The sequence below is a fragment of the Mycolicibacterium anyangense genome, assembly GCF_010731855.1.
Lineage (GTDB): Bacteria > Actinomycetota > Actinomycetes > Mycobacteriales > Mycobacteriaceae > Mycobacterium > Mycobacterium anyangense.
Map to the genome: position 1 here is coordinate 1128289 of NZ_AP022620.1, position 17442 is coordinate 1145730.

Annotated in this window: 17 protein-coding genes; 15 read left to right on the plus strand and 2 right to left on the minus strand. The window is 67.6% G+C overall.

The annotated features are described in order from the left end of the window. Positions 1 to 133 precede the first annotated feature (133 nt). The 6 genes from moxR1 (at position 134) to G6N35_RS05375 (ending at position 6006) form a co-directional block, all read left to right on the plus strand. Complete coding sequence (gene moxR1 / locus G6N35_RS05350; RefSeq protein WP_163803318.1) at positions 134 to 1261, plus strand: chaperone MoxR1; 1128 nt, start codon at positions 134 to 136, stop codon at positions 1259 to 1261. Then, on the plus strand, positions 1258 to 2202 hold the full coding sequence (locus G6N35_RS05355; protein ID WP_163803319.1) for a DUF58 domain-containing protein: 945 nt from the start codon (positions 1258 to 1260) through the stop codon (positions 2200 to 2202). Before moxR1 ends, G6N35_RS05355 begins: the two co-directional genes overlap by 4 nt. Beyond that, positions 2199 to 3206, plus strand: a complete 1008-nt coding sequence (locus G6N35_RS05360) for a VWA domain-containing protein (RefSeq protein ID WP_163803320.1) — start codon at positions 2199 to 2201, stop codon at positions 3204 to 3206. Before G6N35_RS05355 ends, G6N35_RS05360 begins: the two co-directional genes overlap by 4 nt. Before the next feature lie 100 nt (positions 3207 to 3306). Continuing rightward, positions 3307 to 4047, plus strand: a complete 741-nt coding sequence (gene fabG1 / locus G6N35_RS05365; RefSeq protein ID WP_163803321.1) for a 3-oxoacyl-ACP reductase FabG1 — start codon at positions 3307 to 3309, stop codon at positions 4045 to 4047. Positions 4048 to 4123: 76 nt separating this feature from the next. Beyond that, complete coding sequence (gene inhA / locus G6N35_RS05370; protein ID WP_163803322.1) at positions 4124 to 4933, plus strand: NADH-dependent enoyl-ACP reductase InhA; 810 nt, start codon at positions 4124 to 4126, stop codon at positions 4931 to 4933. Then, a complete protein-coding gene (locus G6N35_RS05375; protein WP_163803323.1) occupies positions 4930 to 6006 on the plus strand; it encodes a ferrochelatase in 1077 nt (358 codons plus the stop codon). The genes inhA and G6N35_RS05375 overlap by 4 nt, the downstream gene beginning before the upstream one ends. On the opposite strand, the gene G6N35_RS05380 is transcribed toward G6N35_RS05375, so the two are convergent. Continuing rightward, positions 5972 to 6844: an Rv1486c family protein gene (locus G6N35_RS05380; protein ID WP_163803324.1), complete on the minus strand. Its 873-nt coding sequence runs from the start codon at positions 6842 to 6844 to the stop codon at positions 5972 to 5974. The genes G6N35_RS05375 and G6N35_RS05380 overlap by 35 nt on opposite strands. A 78-nt stretch (positions 6845 to 6922) precedes the next feature. Between G6N35_RS05380 and G6N35_RS05385 the strand changes: the two genes are divergently transcribed. From G6N35_RS05385 to G6N35_RS05415, 6 genes are all read left to right on the plus strand, one after another. Further along, positions 6923 to 7357 (plus strand): NfeD family protein, encoded by a 435-nt coding sequence (locus G6N35_RS05385; protein ID WP_163803325.1) that lies wholly within the window; start codon positions 6923 to 6925, stop codon positions 7355 to 7357. A gap of 35 nt (positions 7358 to 7392) precedes the next feature. After that, on the plus strand, positions 7393 to 8601 hold the full coding sequence (locus tag G6N35_RS05390; RefSeq protein WP_163803326.1) for an SPFH domain-containing protein: 1209 nt from the start codon (positions 7393 to 7395) through the stop codon (positions 8599 to 8601). A 130-nt stretch (positions 8602 to 8731) separates the two neighbouring features. Continuing rightward, positions 8732 to 9061: a WXG100 family type VII secretion target gene (locus tag G6N35_RS05395; protein WP_163803327.1), complete on the plus strand. Its 330-nt coding sequence runs from the start codon at positions 8732 to 8734 to the stop codon at positions 9059 to 9061. A gap of 7 nt (positions 9062 to 9068) precedes the next feature. After that, positions 9069 to 10160 carry an Rv0964c family protein gene (locus G6N35_RS27215; protein WP_246224214.1) on the plus strand — a complete coding sequence of 364 codons (1092 nt, stop codon included), beginning with the start codon at positions 9069 to 9071 and terminating at the stop codon, positions 10158 to 10160. Between the two features lie 50 nt (positions 10161 to 10210). Then, on the plus strand, positions 10211 to 10471 hold the full coding sequence (locus G6N35_RS27220; protein ID WP_246224215.1) for a hypothetical protein: 261 nt from the start codon (positions 10211 to 10213) through the stop codon (positions 10469 to 10471). Between the two features lie 251 nt (positions 10472 to 10722). Next, a complete protein-coding gene (locus G6N35_RS05415) occupies positions 10723 to 11469 on the plus strand; it encodes a hypothetical protein (RefSeq protein WP_246224216.1) in 747 nt (248 codons plus the stop codon). On the opposite strand, the gene G6N35_RS05420 is transcribed toward G6N35_RS05415, so the two are convergent. After that, on the minus strand, positions 11466 to 12149 hold the full coding sequence (locus tag G6N35_RS05420) for a TVP38/TMEM64 family protein (RefSeq protein ID WP_246224551.1): 684 nt from the start codon (positions 12147 to 12149) through the stop codon (positions 11466 to 11468). The two genes, G6N35_RS05415 and G6N35_RS05420, sit on opposite strands and share 4 nt — an antisense overlap. Positions 12150 to 12285: 136 nt before the next feature. Here G6N35_RS05420 and mutA point away from each other — a divergent pair, with 136 nt between their 5' ends. The 3 genes from mutA to meaB are packed head-to-tail and all read left to right on the plus strand — an operon-like array spanning position 12286 to position 17434. Continuing rightward, a complete protein-coding gene (mutA, locus tag G6N35_RS05425) occupies positions 12286 to 14178 on the plus strand; it encodes a methylmalonyl-CoA mutase small subunit (RefSeq protein WP_407664509.1) in 1893 nt (630 codons plus the stop codon). A 5-nt stretch (positions 14179 to 14183) separates the two neighbouring features. Further along, on the plus strand, positions 14184 to 16451 hold the full coding sequence (gene scpA / locus G6N35_RS05430; RefSeq protein WP_163803329.1) for a methylmalonyl-CoA mutase: 2268 nt from the start codon (positions 14184 to 14186) through the stop codon (positions 16449 to 16451). Then, positions 16451 to 17434: a methylmalonyl Co-A mutase-associated GTPase MeaB gene (gene meaB, locus G6N35_RS05435; RefSeq protein WP_179967314.1), complete on the plus strand. Its 984-nt coding sequence runs from the start codon at positions 16451 to 16453 to the stop codon at positions 17432 to 17434. Before scpA ends, meaB begins: the two co-directional genes overlap by 1 nt. Positions 17435 to 17442 lie beyond the last annotated feature (8 nt).

Below are 17442 nucleotides of genomic sequence, written 5' to 3' on the forward strand. Positions count from 1 at the left end.
GGCTCCCGAGCGCGGCCGACGCGCCAGCAAGCGGGCACGTCGACGGATTCAGAAACGCCTGGAATAGTTGTCTCAGGGCGCGGCCGTGCACATCGGTGGCGCCCGAGGAATCCAACAGCTGTGGAGGAAGTTGATGACGTCACCAGGTGGGTCGGTCCCGGGTTCTGGAGCCCCCGGGGGTTTTGCCGGCCCGAGTGGAGCCCCGGCCGCGCCGCCGTCCGGCGGTAATGGGCTGGCCGGCGAGGTACACACCCTGGAACGGGCGATCTTCGAGGTCAAGCGCATCATCGTCGGCCAGGACCAGTTGGTCGAACGCATCCTGGTGGGTCTGCTGGCCAAGGGCCATGTGCTGCTCGAAGGTGTGCCCGGCGTCGCCAAGACCCTCGCCGTGGAGACCTTCGCCAAGGTCGTCGGCGGTACGTTCGCGCGCATCCAGTTCACCCCCGACCTGGTGCCCACCGACATCATCGGTACCCGCATCTATCGACAGGGCCGCGAGGAGTTCGACATCGAACTCGGTCCCGTCGTGGTCAACTTCCTGCTGGCCGACGAGATCAACCGCGCCCCGGCAAAGGTGCAGTCGGCCCTGCTCGAGGTGATGGCCGAGCGCAAGATCTCCATCGGTGGCAAGACCTACCCGCTGCCCAAGCCGTTCCTGGTGATGGCGACACAGAACCCGATCGAGAACGAGGGCGTCTACCCGCTGCCCGAGGCGCAGCGCGACCGCTTCCTGTTCAAGATCAACGTCGACTACCCGTCGCCGGAGGAAGAGCGCGAGATCATCTACCGGATGGGTGTCGCCCCGCCCGAGCCCAAGCAGATCCTGGAGACCGGTGACCTGCTGCGGCTGCAGGAGGTGGCGGCCAACAACTTCGTCCATCACGCGCTCGTCGACTACGTCGTGCGGGTGGTCACCGCGACCCGCCGGCCCGAGCAGTTCGGCCTGAACGACGTCAAGTCCTGGATCGCCTTCGGTGCCTCCCCGCGTGCGTCGCTCGGCATCATCGCCGCCGCCCGCGCCCTGGCCCTGGTCCGCGGCCGCGACTACGTGATCCCGCAGGACGTCATCGACGTCATCCCCGACGTGCTGCGGCACCGGCTGGTACTGACCTACGACGCCCTGGCCGACGACGTCAAGGCAGAGACGGTGATCAGTCGGATCCTGCAGACCGTCGCGCTGCCCCAGGTGAATGCTGTTCCGCAGCAAGGACATTCGGTACCGCCCGTGGTTCCCGCCGCGGCAGGTACCAACGGTCGGTGAGCGAGTCCGAGGCCGTCCACCCGCCGTCGTTCCAGCGCGGTGAGATCGGTGACGCCAAGCTGTCGGCCGCACTGCGGACCCTGGAGCTCACCGTCAAGCGCAAGCTCGACGGGGTGCTGCAGGGCAACCATCTCGGCCTGATCCCCGGCCCCGGCTCGGAACCGGGGGAGTCGCGGATGTACCAGCCGGGTGACGACGTGCGCCGGATGGACTGGTCGGTGACGGCGCGCACCACCCATCCGCACGTGCGGCAGATGATCGCCGACCGCGAGCTGGAGACCTGGATGGTGGTCGACATGTCGGCCAGCCTGGACTTCGGCACCGCCGGCTGCGAGAAGCGCGACCTCGCGGTGGCGGCGGCCGCGGCGATCACCTATCTCAACAGCGGCGGCGGCAACCGCATCGGCGCCCTGATCGCCAACGGCGACCAGGTGGTGCGGGTGCCGGCCCGGGCGGGGCGCCAGCACGAGCAGACCCTGCTGCGGGCGATCGCGACCTCGCCGCGTGCGCCGCTGGGGGTGCGCGGTGACCTGGCCGCCGCGATCGACGCGCTGCGCAGGCCGGAACGGCGTCGCGGGATGGCCGTGGTGATCAGCGACTTCCTCGGCCCGATCAACTGGATGCGTCCGCTGCGCGCGATCGCCGCCCGGCACGAGGTGCTCGGCATCGAGGTGCTCGACCCCCGCGACGTCGAACTGCCCGACGTGGGGGACGTGATCCTGCAGGACACCGAGTCTGGTGTCACCCGCGAATTCACCATCGACGCCCAGCTGCGCGACGACTTCGCCAGGGCCGCGGCGGCCCACCGCGACGAGGTCGCGCGCACGTTGCGCCGGTGCGGGGCGCCGCTGATGACCCTGCGTACCGACCGCGACTGGATCGCCGACATCGTGCGGTTCGTCGCCTCCCGTCGCCGCGGTGCACTGGCGGGCAGCCAATGACATTGCCGTTGCTCGGGCCGATGACACTGGGCGGCTTCGAACATCCGTGGTTCTTCCTGTTCCTGCTCGTGGTGGCCGCACTGGTCGGCCTCTACGTCGTCGTCCAATTCGCCCGCCAGCGGCGCATCCTGCGGTTCGCCAATATGGAACTGCTGGAAAGCGTTGCGCCCAAACGGCCCAACAAGTGGCGGCATCTGCCGGCGATCCTGCTGGTGGCCTCGCTGGTGTTGCTGACCGTGGCGATGGCAGGCCCCACCCATGATGTGCGGATCCCGCGGAACCGGGCCGTGGTGATGCTCACCATCGACGTCTCGCAGTCCATGCGCGCCACTGACGTGGAGCCCAGCCGGCTGGCCGCCGCCCAGGAAGCCGCCAAGCAGTTCGCCGACCAATTGACCCCGGGTATCAACCTCGGCCTGATCGCCTACGCCGGCACCGCCACCGTGCTGGTCTCGCCGACCACCAACCGGGAAGCCACCAAGGCCGCCATCGACAAGCTGCAACTGGCCGACCGCACCGCCACCGGCGAGGCCATCTTCACCTCGCTGCAGGCGATCGCCACCGTCGGCGCCGTTATCGGCGGTGGGGACACCCCGCCGCCGGCACGCATCGTGCTGATGTCGGACGGTAAGGAAACCGTGCCGTCCAACCCGGACAACCCCAAGGGAGCGTTCACCGCGGCGCGCACGGCCAAGGACCAAGGCGTACCGATCTCCACGGTGTCGTTCGGCACCCCGTACGGCTACGTGGAGATCAACGACCAGCGCCAGCCGGTACCCGTCGACGACGACATGCTCAAGAAGATCGCCGAACTGTCCGGCGGCAACGCCTACACCGCGTCCAGCCTTCAACAGCTCAAAGAGGTGTTCACCTCGCTGCAGGACCAGATCGGCTACGAGACCGTCAAGGGTGACGCCAGCACCGGGTGGCTGCGGCTGGGTGCGCTGGTCCTGGCTGTCGCCGCGCTGGCGGCGCTGCTGATCAACCGGCGTCTACCCGGCTGATCGTCGGCGATTTCGGCGCGTTTGAGGTCGCGTAGCGACGACGAGCGCGCCGAGGTCGCAAATTTCAGGGATCGAGAGGCGAGGCATTAAGTTGACTCCCATGACCGATAACGCTGTGGGAGGTAAACCCCCGTTCGTCTCCCGCTCGGTGCTGGTCACCGGCGGCAACCGGGGTATCGGCTTGGCGATCGCGCAGCGGCTGGCCGCCGACGGGCACAAGGTGGCCGTCACGCATCGCGGGTCCGGCGCACCCGAGGGACTCTTCGGCGTGGTGTGTGACGTCACCGACAACGACGCCGTCGACCGCGCGTTCAAAGAGGTCGAGGAGCATCAGGGCCCGGTCGAGGTGCTGGTGTCCAACGCCGGTATCTCCAAGGACGCCTTCCTGATGCGGATGACCGAGGACCGGTTCACCGAAGTGATCGACGCCAACCTCACCGGCGCCTTCCGGGTGGCCCAGCGGGCCTGCCGCAGCATGCAGCGCAACCGGTTCGGCCGGATCATCTTCATCGGCTCGGTCTCCGGCATGTGGGGTATCGGCAACCAGGCCAACTACGCCGCCGCCAAGGCCGGGCTGATCGGTATGGCCCGTTCGATCTCACGTGAACTGTCGAAGGCCGGTGTCACCGCCAACGTCGTCGCGCCCGGGTACATCGACACCGAGATGACGCGTGCCCTCGACGAAAGGATCCAGGCCGGAGCGCTGGACTTCATCCCCGCCAAGCGGGTGGGGACCGCCGAGGAGGTTGCCGGTGCGGTCAGCTTCCTGGCGTCGGAGGACGCGAGCTACATCGCCGGTGCGGTGATCCCCGTCGACGGCGGCATGGGTATGGGGCATTAGCCCCACACCGGCACAGCGGCACTAGCCCCACAGCGGCACCAGGGCATGACAGAGCTAGAGAGAGAAGGACTTTCACATGGCAGGTTTGCTCGAAGGTAAGCGCATCCTGGTCACCGGGATCATCACCGACTCGTCGATCGCGTTCCACATCGCGCGGGTCGCCCAGGAGCAGGGCGCCGAGATCGTGTGCACCGGTTTCGACCGCCTCCGGCTGATCCAGCGCATCATCGACCGGCTGCCCAGCCCGGCGCCGCTGCTGGAGCTCGACGTGCAGAATCAGGAACACCTCGACAGCCTGGCTGGCCGGATCACCGAGGTGATCGGCGAGGGCAACAAGCTCGACGGCGTGGTGCACTCGATCGGGTTCATGCCGCAGACCGGCATGGGCGTCAACCCGTTCTTCGACGCCCCCTACGAGGACGTCGCCAAGGGCATCCACATCTCGGCCTACTCCTACGCCTCGCTGGCCAAGGCCACCCTGCCGGTGATGAACCGCGGCGGCGGCATCGTCGGGATGGACTTCGACCCCACCCGCGCGATGCCGGCCTACAACTGGATGACGGTGGCCAAGAGCGCGCTGGAATCGGTGAACCGCTTCGTGGCCCGGGAAGCCGGCGCCTACGGTGTGCGGTCCAATCTCGTTGCCGCAGGCCCGATCCGGACGCTGGCCATGAGTGCGATCGTCGGCGGGGCACTCGGTGACGAGGCCGGCGCCCAGATGCAGCTGCTCGAGGAGGGCTGGGACCAGCGGGCCCCGCTCGGCTGGGACATGAAGGACCCGACCCCGGTGGCCAAGACCGTCTGCGCCCTGATCTCGGAGTGGCTGCCGGCCACCACCGGCACCATCGTCTACGCCGACGGCGGCGCCAGCACCCAGTTGCTGTGACCAGCCCCGTCGACGCACTCCTGGTGTTGTCCTTCGGCGGCCCCGAAGGGCCCGACGAGGTCATGCCGTTCCTGGAGAACGTCACCCGGGGACGCGGTATCCCGCCGGAGCGGCTGGCCGGTGTGGCCGAGCACTACCTGCATTTCGGCGGCGTCTCACCGATCAACGCGATCAACCGGGCGCTCATCGACGAGGTCGTCGCCGAACTCGCCGACCGCGGTGAGCGACTGCCGGTGTACTTCGGCAACCGCAACTGGCATCCGTTCGTCGAGGACACCCTGGCCACCATGACCTCCGACGGGGTGCGGCGCGCCGCGGTGTTCACGACCTCGGCCTGGGGTGGCTACTCCGGATGCGCCCAGTACCAGGAGGATCTCACCAGGGCCAGGGCCTCGGTCGGCGACGCCGCCCCCGAACTGGTCAAGCTGCGCCAGTTCTTCGACCACCCGCTGTTGATCGAACTGTTCGCCGAGTCGATCGCCGACGCGGCGGCGACGCTGCCCGAATTGGTGCGCCAGAAGGCCAGATTGGTGTTCACCGCGCATTCCATCCCGCTGCGTGCGGCCAACCGGTGCGGTCCGGATCTGTACGCCCGCCAGGTCGCCTACTGCGCGGGCTTGGTGGCGGCAGCGGCCGGATACGACGACTACGACCAGGTGTGGCAGTCGCGGTCCGGTCCGCCGCAGGTGCCCTGGCTGGAACCCGATGTGGGCGATCATCTTTCGGCTCTGGCGGCCGCCGGAACCGAGGCCGTGATCGTCTGCCCGGTCGGCTTCGTCTCCGACCACATCGAGGTCATCTGGGACTTGGACAACGAATTGCGGGACCAGGCCGACGAACTCGGCATCGCGCTCGCGCGAGCGTTGACCCCCAATGCGCAACGCCGGTTCGCCCGTCTGGTGCTCGATCTCCTCGACGAAGCCCGCGATGGCCGCGAGCCCAGCAGAGTGGTTGGCGCCCAACCAGTTCCGGGTTACGGCTCCAGCGTCAACGGGCAGTTCTGCACGGCAGAGTGTGCGGCGACCGCCGCTGCGGCGGCTAGTGCTGCCAGGCCGACTCCAGGATCGCGCTGACCGCCGCGATCCGCGCCGAACGAACGACTCCCGCCAACGGCCGGAGCGCCTCGCTGGCGATCTGAGCCTCCGAGGAACTCTGCGTGCCGATCGGCATCAGACCCGAACTCACCGTGATGATGGCATCCACCCTCGCGGCGTTCTCCAGGACCCGAAGTGCGCGGGTCGGGGCGTGGTCGGGGGCCCGGTGGTGCTGATTGCTTTCCAGCACCTGCTCGACGAGTCCACGCGGGTCGTCCACGCCGCCGGTCGATCCGAGCTGCAGCGCGCCAAGGGCTTCGGCGGCCGAACGCACCGCCGAGCGCAGCTCGTACTCGGCCTCACCGAGGTCGGCATGGTCCGGGGCCGGCGAGGCCGGAAGCGAGTACACCGTCCAGGACAGGGCGCACACTTCCGGAACCCGGTCACCGTCGGGCAGTTCGTCGTCGAAGTCGTCGTACTCGAAATCCGGTACCAGTCCGACCGCTTCGCCGTCGACGCCGGTGATGATGATCGCCTCACCCGAGGTGAGTGCGTCACGCTGGAACTGGGTGCCGGGCGCCAGGCCGCGAACATCGCCGGGAACCGGCAGAGCAACCGATATCGAGGGCGCCGAAGGCCAGCCGATGTCGGCGCGCCCACCGGCGATGCTGCGCACCGTCTGCAGCAGCGACACCGCGCCGGCGTCGTCGACGTCCGGCCACGGCAGCCCGGTGCGGCCTGCCGCGACCGAGTCGTAGGCGGTCACGGAATGTGCTGGCGCCCAGGAAGTTAGCGCGTCCAGGACGTCATCGGGCGCCGCCTGGCCGGCCAGCCAGGCGTTGGCCCACATCGACAGCGAAACACTCGGGCACCACATGATGCTCGAAGTGTAGTGGGTGGATCTTGAACTGGCCTTCCGCAACCATGGCTTCGTTTTCCCGCGTATCCTGGCGTTATGCCCGGCGCCCTGATCTGGCTCGTGTTGGCGCTGGGCCTTGCCGGTGCCGAAGCGCTCACCGGTGACATGTTCCTGCTGATGCTGTCCGGCGGCGCGCTGGCCGCGGCCGGATCGAGTTGGCTGCTGGATCTGCCGCTCTGGGTCGACGGTGCGGTGTTCCTGGTCGTCTCGGTGCTGTTGCTGCTCCTGGTGCGGCCCACGCTGCGCCGCAGGCTGACCGCAGGCAAGGGGCTTCCGGACCCGGTCAAGGCGCTGGAGGGCAAGAATGCGCTGGTGCTCGACCGGGTGTCGCAGCACGAAGGCCAGGTGAAACTGGACGGCGAGGTGTGGACGGCTCGCCCGTACAACGACAGCGACGTGTATGAACCCGGAGATCACGTCACCGTCATGCACATCGACGGCGCCACCGCCGTCGTCTGGAAGAACGCGTGAGAAGTCAGGTCCAACCCCACTAAGGAGAATCCGCAATGGACGGTGCCATAGCCGGCCTCGTACTACTGGCGGTGCTGGTGATCTTCGCCGTCATCGTCGTCGCGAAATCGGTCGCGCTGATCCCGCAAGCCGAGGCCGCCGTCATCGAACGGCTGGGCCGGTACAGCAAGACGGTGTCGGGCCAGCTGACCCTGCTGGTGCCGTTCATCGACCGGATCCGGGCCCGGGTCGACCTGCGTGAGCGGGTGGTGTCCTTCCCGCCGCAACCGGTGATCACCGAGGACAACCTGACCGTCAACATCGACACGGTCGTGTACTTCCAGGTGACCAACCCGCAGGCCGCGGTCTACCAGATCAGCAACTACATCGTCGGTGTCGAGCAGCTGACCACGACGACCCTGCGCAATGTGGTCGGCGGCATGACCCTGGAACAGACGCTGACCTCCCGTGACCAGATCAACGGTCAGTTGCGCGGGGTGCTCGACGAGGCCACCGGGCGCTGGGGGCTGCGGGTGGCCCGGGTGGAGCTGCGCAGCATCGACCCGCCGCCGTCGATCCAGGATTCGATGGAAAAGCAGATGCGGGCCGACCGCGAGAAGCGGGCCATGATCCTCACCGCCGAAGGCACCCGGGAGGCCTCGATCAAGCAGGCCGAGGGCGCCAAGCAGGCCCAGATCCTGGCAGCCGAGGGTGCCAAACAGGCGGCGATCCTGGCCGCCGAGGCCGACCGGCAGTCCCGGATGCTGCGCGCGCAGGGTGAACGGGCCGCGCAGTATCTGCAGGCTCAGGGCCAGGCCAAGGCCATCGAGAAGACGTTCGCGGCGATCAAGGCCGGCCGGCCGACGCCGGAGCTGCTGGCCTACCAATACCTGCAGACCCTGCCCCTGATGGCCAAGGGCGAGGCCAACAAGGTGTGGGTGGTTCCCAGCGACTTCGGCTCGGCGCTGCAGGGTTTCACCAAACTGCTCGGTGCGCCCGGTGACGACGGTGTGTTCCGCTACACGCCGTCCCCGGTCGACGAGAACCTGCCCAAGCCCGAGGACGACAGCGACGAGGTCAAGGACTGGTTCAACACCCAGACCGATCCGGAGATCGCCCAGGCGGTGGCGGCTGCCGTCGCCGACGCCCGCTCCAGTGATCTCGGCGCCCTCACCGCGGCCCCGGTGGACCCACTGCCTCCCATGCAGTACCCGCCGCTGTCCCAGCAAACGACCGACGTTCCTCGGCACGCGACGGACCGCTGATCGCCTGACCTGCGCCTCGGTTCCGCCGTCACTGTCAATTTGCTGTGACTTCAGCGGGGCGTTCGAGGGTGACTGGCCCGCGGCAGCGTTTGCTGATATCCAGAGATACGCAGGTCTGAGTAGGGGTGTCATGTCGCTTAGTGTCAATATCAGTGATGTTGTGGTCTCCGGTGTCGCGGTGAGTGGGCACGGGGAGGAGCTCGCGATGGCGCATGCCGCGGCGGCCAACCGAATCGACGCGGCGTTAACCGGCTGGAACGGCGCTTCTGCACTCGCGATGAGTGCTGTCTGCGAGCAATGGCTGGGTGCGACGGGCGCGCTGTTGACGAAGCTGAGCGATCACGCTCAGGGTTTGCATGCCAGTGCTGAGGCTTTCGCTGAGATGGAGCAACGCAACAGCGAGGCCCTGACAGCTCCGGCGCGGGCTGCGGATGCGATCACCGGGCAAGCTGGCGGGTGACCCTCCGGTGACGCTGACGGTTGCCGATATCGAACGCTGGAATGCCGATGACGTGCGCGAGGTGTTCCACGCCGCTACCAGCCGAGCTCAGGCCACTTTCGATGCCGCACAGGGATTGTCGACTTTGCCGGCCTTTCAGACCTGGGGTGGCGTGGCGGCACAGGCGGCCAAGGCGGCGATCGGCAAGACCCGACAGGACCTCGATGCCCACGGCAACGAGGCGTTGGCGGTGGCCGATGCGGCACGTAGCGCGGCAGACAACATCGAGCGCATCAAGTCCGAGCTTGCGGGCCTGAAGGCCGACGCGGAGTCTCTGGGCATGGAGATCGATCCGATTTCCGACACGGTGCTGCCGGGCCCGAAGGTTCGCAATCCAATGGAAGCGGAACTGAAGCAGGCGCAGTTGCAGCCCCGGCTCGACAAGATTGTGGCCGAGGCCAACCTCGTCGACATGGCACTAGCCAACGCGATCAACATGGCCGCGGGAATGACCCGAATTCCATCCGACGCACCGAAGGGCGCATCGGCGAGTTTCGGTAGTCCACCGCGCTCGCTCAGCGACGTATTGCTGCCCAGCCAGTCGGAGACCGCCGACCCGGCCAAGGAGTCGGGCAGTCACTGGATCCCGACCAAGACTGATGTACTGATCGGGACCGCTGGTGCGGTCGCGGGCGGAACCGCCGACGGGGTGCGTCAGGCAGCACTCAACCTGATCAATGAGTCGCCTGGCACCGGTCCGGGTAAAGCTGATCCAGGCTTGCTGAAATGGCTGGAGGACCTCAAGGTCGGCGGTGTCGAACTCCGCGGCATCTCGCGCGTCGGCGGGGCGGTCGGTGCGGTGAGCGCCATACCCGCGGTGATGTCGGATATCCACGATGGCAATTCGGTTCCCGAGGCGGTCACCCGGGAGGCGGCAGGTACCGGGGCCGCACTGGTTGCCGGCGGCTTTTTCGGCGCCGTTGCCACCGACGCGGCTGCGGGGGCGGCAATCGGCTCGGTCATCCCGGGAGCCGGAACTGCGATCGGTCTGGTGGTCGGGGCAGTAGCGGGAGCGGCTGCTGCGATTGGCGTATCCAAGTTGGTCGAGGACCTCTGGTAGTGCGAAAGACGGCGAGCCTGTGGTTATCGACCCCGAGCCGGAGCGGCGAAATGCGATTCGATGAGTTCGTCGGTGACCACGCGATCTCCGTAATCCCAGTGGATCGCCATATCGGATGCGAGGTCCGCGTGGAGCTGCCGCTCGGCTGGGAGCCGTTCGATGAGGCTCCCGGAGTAGCTGTATGGGTATGTCGGAGTGACCCTTTCGCGAAGGAGTTCTGTGCTAACGCGGTGCTGACCATGCATCGCGTCGAAGCCGCACTGGATTGTGCGCAGGTGTTCACGATGTTGGCGGAGCAGCAATTGCAGTAGATATCGGGGTGTCGGGAACGAAGCCGAGACATCGCGGCGGCGGAAGAGGGGACTGGTGTCGCAGGCACACTGGAAATGGAAATCGCTCATCATTTCGGTCAGCTCTTCAGCGTCTGCCGGTCTCGAATCGTCGCTGTGGGGCAGGGAACGTTGGTGATTCAGCTCACCATGACCGTTCTACGGGACTCACCCGTTATCCGGGAACCCCTCCGATTGGCGGTCCGCACCGGTGACGAGAACCGAGAAGCCGGATGGCGATGGACAACGAGATGAAAAGCCGCTGGTTGGGGGTGGTCCGAGTTGTCTTCGGTTGCGCGATTGGCATAGTGACGCTGCTCGTCACGTTGCGCGGCGCTGCTCCGTGGTACTTGACGGTTTTCGGGCTCTGCGTCACAAGCGCCATAGTCGTCGGCAAGCGTCGCATATTGCGCGCGGGCGTAACCCGAACGTCCGCGGACCTCGTCTGTCGATACGTTCCCTGGTACGAGACCAGCGCCTACTTCCTCAATGTGGTGCTTCCGCTGCTGGGAATCGCCATGATTGCCGCCGGTTTCGATCCCGGTTATCCAGCGTGGTTCCGATACGGTGGCATTCTTCTTCTCCTCGCGACGCTGCTCATGGCCTACGCCACGTTCCGTATGTGGAGCCGGTGCTCGCTGCGCTTCACCCCGTCGACGTTGACCATCCGGGTAGCTGATCCCAAGATCCGGCCAGGTGAGCTTCCCCGCGACCGGGTCGAGGCGATCACCCCGAAGTGGATCGCCAATTCGGTGAGCGGAGCCAAGTCGCTTCAGGTGGAGATCGCCTACCGCCCTGCGGACTCGACGACGGCCAAGACCGAGACGGTGATGCTGGGCCTGCAACTGACCGTCGAGCCGATCAATCTCTACGGTGCACTCGTGACGTGGAAAGACGGCTCCGGCGCGGACCCGGGTGAGCTGTTGGATCGGATCGAACAACTACTTCGAGGCCACTCGGCCGCGATAGCGCGCAGCTAATCCCGGCCGGCCCGTCGGTGCGTCCGCACCTCGTAGGCCAGGCCGGCCAGGCCGACGCTGGCGGTGCACAACGACACCAGCACCAGCAGCGGGCTGACGTTGCCGGTCAGCGCGTCACCGAGGATCACCACCGCGGCGGTGCCGGGCAACAGGCCGACCACGGTGGCCAGCAGGTAGGGCATCAGGCGCACCGCCGAGGCGCCGGCGGCGTAGTTGAGTACCGAGAACGGTACGGCCGGAATCATCCGCAAGGAGAAGATCGCCGGCCAGCCCCTGGCCCGCAGCCGGGCGTCAACCGCCTCCACCGCGGGGTGGCTCACCAGGTTGCTGAGTTGCCAGCCCACGGCGCGCACCAGCAACAGCGCGATGACGGCGCTCAGCGTGCTGGCCACGACCGCGATCACCACGCCGAGCGCAGGCCCGAACAGCAACCCGGCTGCCAGCGTGAATGCCGTGCGCGGGAACGGGAACACCGTCACCACGATGTGCGCGCCCAGGAAAGCCAGCGGGAACCACGGCCCGAGCGAGGTCGCCCAATCCCGCAGTTGTAGGGCAGTGGGCAGCGGCACCCACACGGCGACTGCGACGAGAATCACAGCAACGGCCGCGGTCAGGATGAGGCGGGTGCCTGACATCTGGCGCGCCGTGGCGATCAGCGCTGACCACACGCTGCGCCACATGCTGCGAGTCTTCGATGTCACGTTCACCAAGGTTACGGCCACTTGCCGTGCGGCTGCCGGGTGCGGCATGGGTTACCGGCGGGTAGCCGTAGTCGGGCGCATCACGGAAAAAATGATCATTTAGCCTGATGGTCAGATGGCTGGTCCCACGGGCCACCACATGCTGCGACAACAGGAGTGGCCGGTGTCGGTGAAGGTGGACGAGGAGCGCGCCCGCTGGCGCACTGCGGTGGCCGGTGTGCTCGCCAAGAGTAGCCGTCGTGATCCGGCTGATCTGCCACCCGAACCCGAGCGCCTGCTGGAATCGCCGACTTACGAGGGCTTCGCGATCCGTGCCCTGTATACCTCGCTCGACGAGTTGCCCGAGGCGCCGTTGCCAGGTGCCTGGCCGTTTGTCCGTGGCGGTGACGCCCGCCGGGACGTAATCGCGGGATGGAAAGTGGCCGAAGCCTTTCCGGCTACCGGAGCCAACGCCGGCACCGTGACCGACGGTAACGCCGCCGTCCTGTCTGCTCTTGCCGACGGCGTCAGCGCCCTGGTCTTGCGCGTCGGCGACGCCGGTGTAGCCGCGGCCGATATCGACCGCCTCCTCGAAGGCGTCTACCTGGATCTGGCTCCGGTGATCGTGGAGGCCGACGCCCAGTTCCCGGCGGCGGCCGAGGCGGTGCTGACCCTGGTGGCCGGTGCCGACGACGCCAAGCGCGCCGCGATGTCGATCGACCTGGGTGCCGACCCGCTGACGGCACCGTTGAGCGGCCGCCCGGCGCCCTCGGTGCAGGACGTAGTGGCCGTCGCTTCAGGCCTGGCCGGCAAACCGGGCGTGCGGGCGATCACCGTAGACGGTGCCGCATTGCACAACCGAGGTGCCAATGCGGCATGGGAACTTGCCGGCGCAGTCGCGGCGGCGGTGACCTATGTGCGGGTGCTCACCGATGCCGGTGTGGGCGTCGCTGATGCGCTGCAGCAGATCAGCTTTCGGCTGGTCGCAGACGACGACCAGTTCTTGACGATTGCGAAGTTCCGGGCCGCTCGCCTGCTGTGGGCCCGGGTCGCCGAGGTGCTCGATCAGCCCGACAGCGGCGCCGCGGTGCTGCACGCCGTCACCTCGCTGCCGATGATGACCCAACGCGATCCGTGGGTGAACATGCTGCGCACCACGCTGGCCGCCTTCGGCGCCGGCGTCGGGGGAGCGGACACCGTGCAGGTGCAAACCTTCGACATCGCGATCCCCGGGGGATTCCCCGGCGTCGGTAACGGCTTTTCCCGGCGTATCGCCCGCAACACCCAACTGCTGCTGCTCGAGGAGTCCCACATCGGCCGGGTGCTCGACCCCGCCGGCGGATCGTGGTATGTCGAGGATCTCACCGAAAGCCTTGCCGCCCAGGCCTGGTCGCATTTCCGGGACATCGAGGCGCGGGGCGGGTTCGTCGCGGCGCGCGACCATGTCGCCGAACAGGTCGAGCAGGTCCGTGCCCGGCGCGCTGACGACATCGCCCACCGCCGTACCGCGATCACCGGCGTCAACGAGTTCCCCAACCTGGGCGAGGCGGCGCTGCCGCACAGCGATTCCTCGGTCCGCGTGCAGCGCTACGCGGCCGGCTTCGAGGCGCTGCGCGACCGCTCCGACGCCTACCTGGAGCGCACCGGCGCCCGCCCGGCGGTGCTGTTGCTGCCGCTGGGCCCGCTGGCCGAGCACAACATCCGGGCCACCTTCGCGGTCAACCTGTTGGCCTCGGGCGGCATCGACGCCGTCAACCCCGGCGCCGTCGATGCCGCGGGTGTGGCGAGTGCGGTGGCGCAATCCGGCGCCTCGGTCGCGGTGCTCTGCGGCACCGACGCCCGCTACGGCACCGACAGTGCCGCTGTGGTGCAGGCTGCCCGTGCCGCGGGCATCGAGCAGATCTTGCTGGCCGGTCCGGAGAAGGCCGTCGCCGAGAACCCCGATGACGCCAGACCGGACGGGTACCTGACCGCGAAGATCGATGCGGTCGAAGCGCTTTCGAACCTGCTCACCCGATTGGGGGCCTGATCGACATGACCCAGTCCGATGTTGCTGCCGCAACGGCACGCGTACCCAGCTTCGCCGACGTTCCGCTGCACGGTGCCGCAACCCCTGCGCAGCCGACTGAAAGCGATGTGGCACAACATATTTCGGCTGCGGCTGCCGCGCACGGATATGTCGCCGAACAGCTCGACTGGCACACCCCGGAGGGTATCGCGGTCAAGCCGGTTTACATCGCCGCCGACCGTGACGCGGTGGTGGCCGAGGGGTATCCCCTCGACAGTTTCCCCGGTGAGCCACCGTTCATCCGCGGCCCCTACCCGACGATGTACGTCAACCAGCCGTGGACCATTCGGCAGTACGCCGGGTTCTCCACCGCCGCGGAATCCAACGCGTTCTACCGGCGGAACCTGGCCGCCGGCCAGAAGGGCCTGTCGGTGGCCTTCGATCTGGCCACCCACCGCGGCTATGACTCCGACCATCCGCGGGTGCAGGGCGACGTCGGGATGGCCGGGGTGGCCATCGATTCCATCCTGGACATGCGCCAGCTCTTCGACGGCATCGACCTGTCGTCGGTGTCGGTGTCGATGACCATGAACGGTGCGGTGCTCCCGATTCTGGCGCTCTACGTGGTGGCCGCCGAGGAGCAGGGCGTGCCGCCGGAGAAGCTGGCCGGGACCATCCAGAACGACATCCTCAAAGAGTTCATGGTCCGCAACACCTACATCTATCCGCCCAAGCCCTCGATGCGGATCATCTCCGACATCTTCGCCTACACCAGCGCCAAGATGCCGAAGTTCAACTCGATTTCGATCTCGGGCTACCACATCCAGGAAGCCGGAGCCACGGCCGATCTCGAACTGGCCTACACGCTGGCCGACGGTGTGGAGTACCTCAAGGCCGGCCGTGACGCCGGCTTGGACGTCGACAAGTTCGCCCCCCGGCTGTCGTTCTTCTGGGGCATCGGGATGAACTTCTTCATGGAGGTGGCCAAGCTGCGGGCGGGCCGGCTGCTGTGGAGCGAGCTGGTCGCCGAGTTCGGCGCCAAGAACCCCAAATCGCTGTCGCTGCGGACCCATTCGCAGACCTCCGGCTGGTCGCTGACCGCCCAGGACGTCTTCAACAACGTCGCACGCACCTGCATCGAGGCGATGGCCGCGACTCAGGGCCACACCCAGTCGCTGCACACCAACGCCCTGGACGAAGCGTTGGCGCTGCCCACCGACTTCTCGGCCCGCATCGCCCGCAACACCCAGCTGCTGCTGCAGCAGGAGTCGGGCACCACCCGGCCGATCGACCCGTGGGCCGGTTCCTACTATGTCGAGTGGCTGACCCACCAGCTGGCCGAGAAGGCCAGGGCGCACATCGCCGAGGTCGCCGAGCACGGCGGTATGGCGCAGGCCATTAACGAGGGCATCCCGAAGTTGCGCATCGAGGAGGCGGCCGCTCGCACCCAGGCGCGCATCGACTCCGGGGCGCAACCGCTGATCGGTGTGAACAAGTACCGGGTCGACGAGGACGAGCAGATCGAGGTCCTCAAGGTCGAGAACAGCCGGGTGCGGGCCGAGCAGCTGGCCAAGCTCGAACGGCTGCGTGCCGACCGTGACGAGGCCGCAACCCAGGCGGCCCTGGCCGAATTGTCCAGGGCAGCAGGGGAAACCGGCTCGGCCGGCGAGGACGGTCTGGGTAACAACCTGCTGGCCCTGGCGATCAACGCGGCGCGGGCCAAGGCCACCCTCGGCGAGATCTCCGATGCATTGGAGAAGGTGTACGGCCGGCATCAGGCTGAGATCCGCACCATCTCCGGCGTGTACCGTGACGAGGTCGGAAAGGCTCAAAATGTGAGCACCGCAACCGATTTGGTGGCCAAGTTCGCCGAGGCGGACGGTCGGCGACCGCGCATCCTGGTTGCCAAGATGGGCCAGGACGGCCACGACCGCGGCCAGAAGGTGATCGCCACCGCGTTTGCCGATATCGGCTTCGACGTGGACGTCGGCTCGCTGTTCTCCACTCCCGACGAGGTCGCCCGGCAGGCTGCCGACAACGACGTGCACGTGGTGGGAGTCTCGTCGCTGGCGGCCGGTCATCTCACGCTGGTCCCCGCGCTGCGCGATGCGTTGGCGGAGGTGGGCCGTCCCGACATCATGATCGTCGTGGGCGGGGTGATCCCGCCCGGCGACTTCGACGAGCTCTATGCCGCCGGCGCCACCGCGATCTTCCCGCCGGGGACGGTGATCGCCGATGCCGCGGTGGACTTGCTGCGGAAGCTGGCCGATCGACTGGGCTACGACCTCACCTGATGTCCTTCGACGTCGCTACCCTGGCCGGGGCGATCCGCAGCGGTGACCGAGCGGCGCTGCCTCGGGCCATCACGCTGGTCGAATCGACCCGCGCCGATCACCGGGAACAGGCACAGCGCCTGCTGCTCGAGCTGATGCCCGATGCCGGCAAGGCGCTGCACGTCGGGATTACCGGTGTACCCGGGGTGGGGAAGTCGACCACCATCGAGGCGCTCGGGATGTACCTGATCGAGCAGGGTCATCGGGTTGCCGTGCTCGCCGTCGACCCGTCCTCGACCCGCACCGGAGGTTCCATCCTCGGCGACAAGACGCGGATGGCGCGGCTTGCGGTACAGCCCGAGGCGTATATCCGGCCGTCGCCGACATCAGGGACGCTCGGCGGCGTCGCCAGGGCCACCCGCGAAACGATCGTGCTGCTCGAGGCGGCCGGCTACGACGTCATCCTGGTGGAGACCGTTGGCGTGGGGCAGTCCGAAGTGACGGTGGCCAATATGGTCGACACCTTCGTGTTCCTCACCCTGGCCCGCACCGGCGACCAGCTCCAGGGCATCAAGAAGGGCGTCCTGGAGCTGGCCGACATCGTTGTGGTCAACAAGGCCGACGGCGCGCATGCCACCGAGGCGAAGGCCGCGGCACGCGAACTGTCGGGCGCGATCAGACTCATCTATCCACGCGAAACTATCTGGCTGCCACCAGTTTTGACGATGAGCGCCCTCGAAGGTACCGGTCTGCGTGAGCTGTGGGAGACGGTCCTGCGGCATCGTGAGGTACTGACCGCGGCGGGCGAGTTCGACGCCCGTCGGCGCGCCCAGCAGGTGGACTGGACCTGGTCGATGGTGCGCGACGCGGTGCTCGACCGCGTTCTGACCCATCCCGCGGTCAAGAGCCGTCGGGCCGAGATCGAGCGGCAGGTCCGCGACGGTGAACTGACGCCGGCGCTGGCGGCGCAGCAGATCCTTGATGCGGCCGACCAGTCAAGCTGACCGGCCGC

What these genes read in the sequence shown, in the direction of transcription:
- moxR1 (WP_163803318.1), top strand. Translation starts at nt 134, where the DNA reads ATGACGTCACCAGGTGGGTCGGTCCCGGGTTCTGGAGCCCCCGGGGGT.
- G6N35_RS05360 (WP_163803320.1), top strand. Translation starts at nt 2,199, where the DNA reads ATGACATTGCCGTTGCTCGGGCCGATGACACTGGGCGGCTTCGAACAT.
- fabG1 (WP_163803321.1), top strand. Translation starts at nt 3,307, where the DNA reads ATGACCGATAACGCTGTGGGAGGTAAACCCCCGTTCGTCTCCCGCTCG.
- inhA (WP_163803322.1), top strand. Translation starts at nt 4,124, where the DNA reads ATGGCAGGTTTGCTCGAAGGTAAGCGCATCCTGGTCACCGGGATCATC.
- G6N35_RS05380 (WP_163803324.1), bottom strand. Translation starts at nt 6,844, where the DNA reads ATGTGGTGCCCGAGTGTTTCGCTGTCGATGTGGGCCAACGCCTGGCTG.
- G6N35_RS05385 (WP_163803325.1), top strand. Translation starts at nt 6,923, where the DNA reads ATGCCCGGCGCCCTGATCTGGCTCGTGTTGGCGCTGGGCCTTGCCGGT.
- G6N35_RS05390 (WP_163803326.1), top strand. Translation starts at nt 7,393, where the DNA reads ATGGACGGTGCCATAGCCGGCCTCGTACTACTGGCGGTGCTGGTGATC.
- G6N35_RS05395 (WP_163803327.1), top strand. Translation starts at nt 8,732, where the DNA reads ATGTCGCTTAGTGTCAATATCAGTGATGTTGTGGTCTCCGGTGTCGCG.
- G6N35_RS27220 (WP_246224215.1), top strand. Translation starts at nt 10,211, where the DNA reads ATGCGATTCGATGAGTTCGTCGGTGACCACGCGATCTCCGTAATCCCA.
- G6N35_RS05415 (WP_246224216.1), top strand. Translation starts at nt 10,723, where the DNA reads ATGGCGATGGACAACGAGATGAAAAGCCGCTGGTTGGGGGTGGTCCGA.
- G6N35_RS05420 (WP_246224551.1), bottom strand. Translation starts at nt 12,149, where the DNA reads ATGTGGCGCAGCGTGTGGTCAGCGCTGATCGCCACGGCGCGCCAGATG.
- mutA (WP_407664509.1), top strand. Translation starts at nt 12,286, where the DNA reads ATGGCTGGTCCCACGGGCCACCACATGCTGCGACAACAGGAGTGGCCG.
- scpA (WP_163803329.1), top strand. Translation starts at nt 14,184, where the DNA reads ATGACCCAGTCCGATGTTGCTGCCGCAACGGCACGCGTACCCAGCTTC.
- meaB (WP_179967314.1), top strand. Translation starts at nt 16,451, where the DNA reads ATGTCCTTCGACGTCGCTACCCTGGCCGGGGCGATCCGCAGCGGTGAC.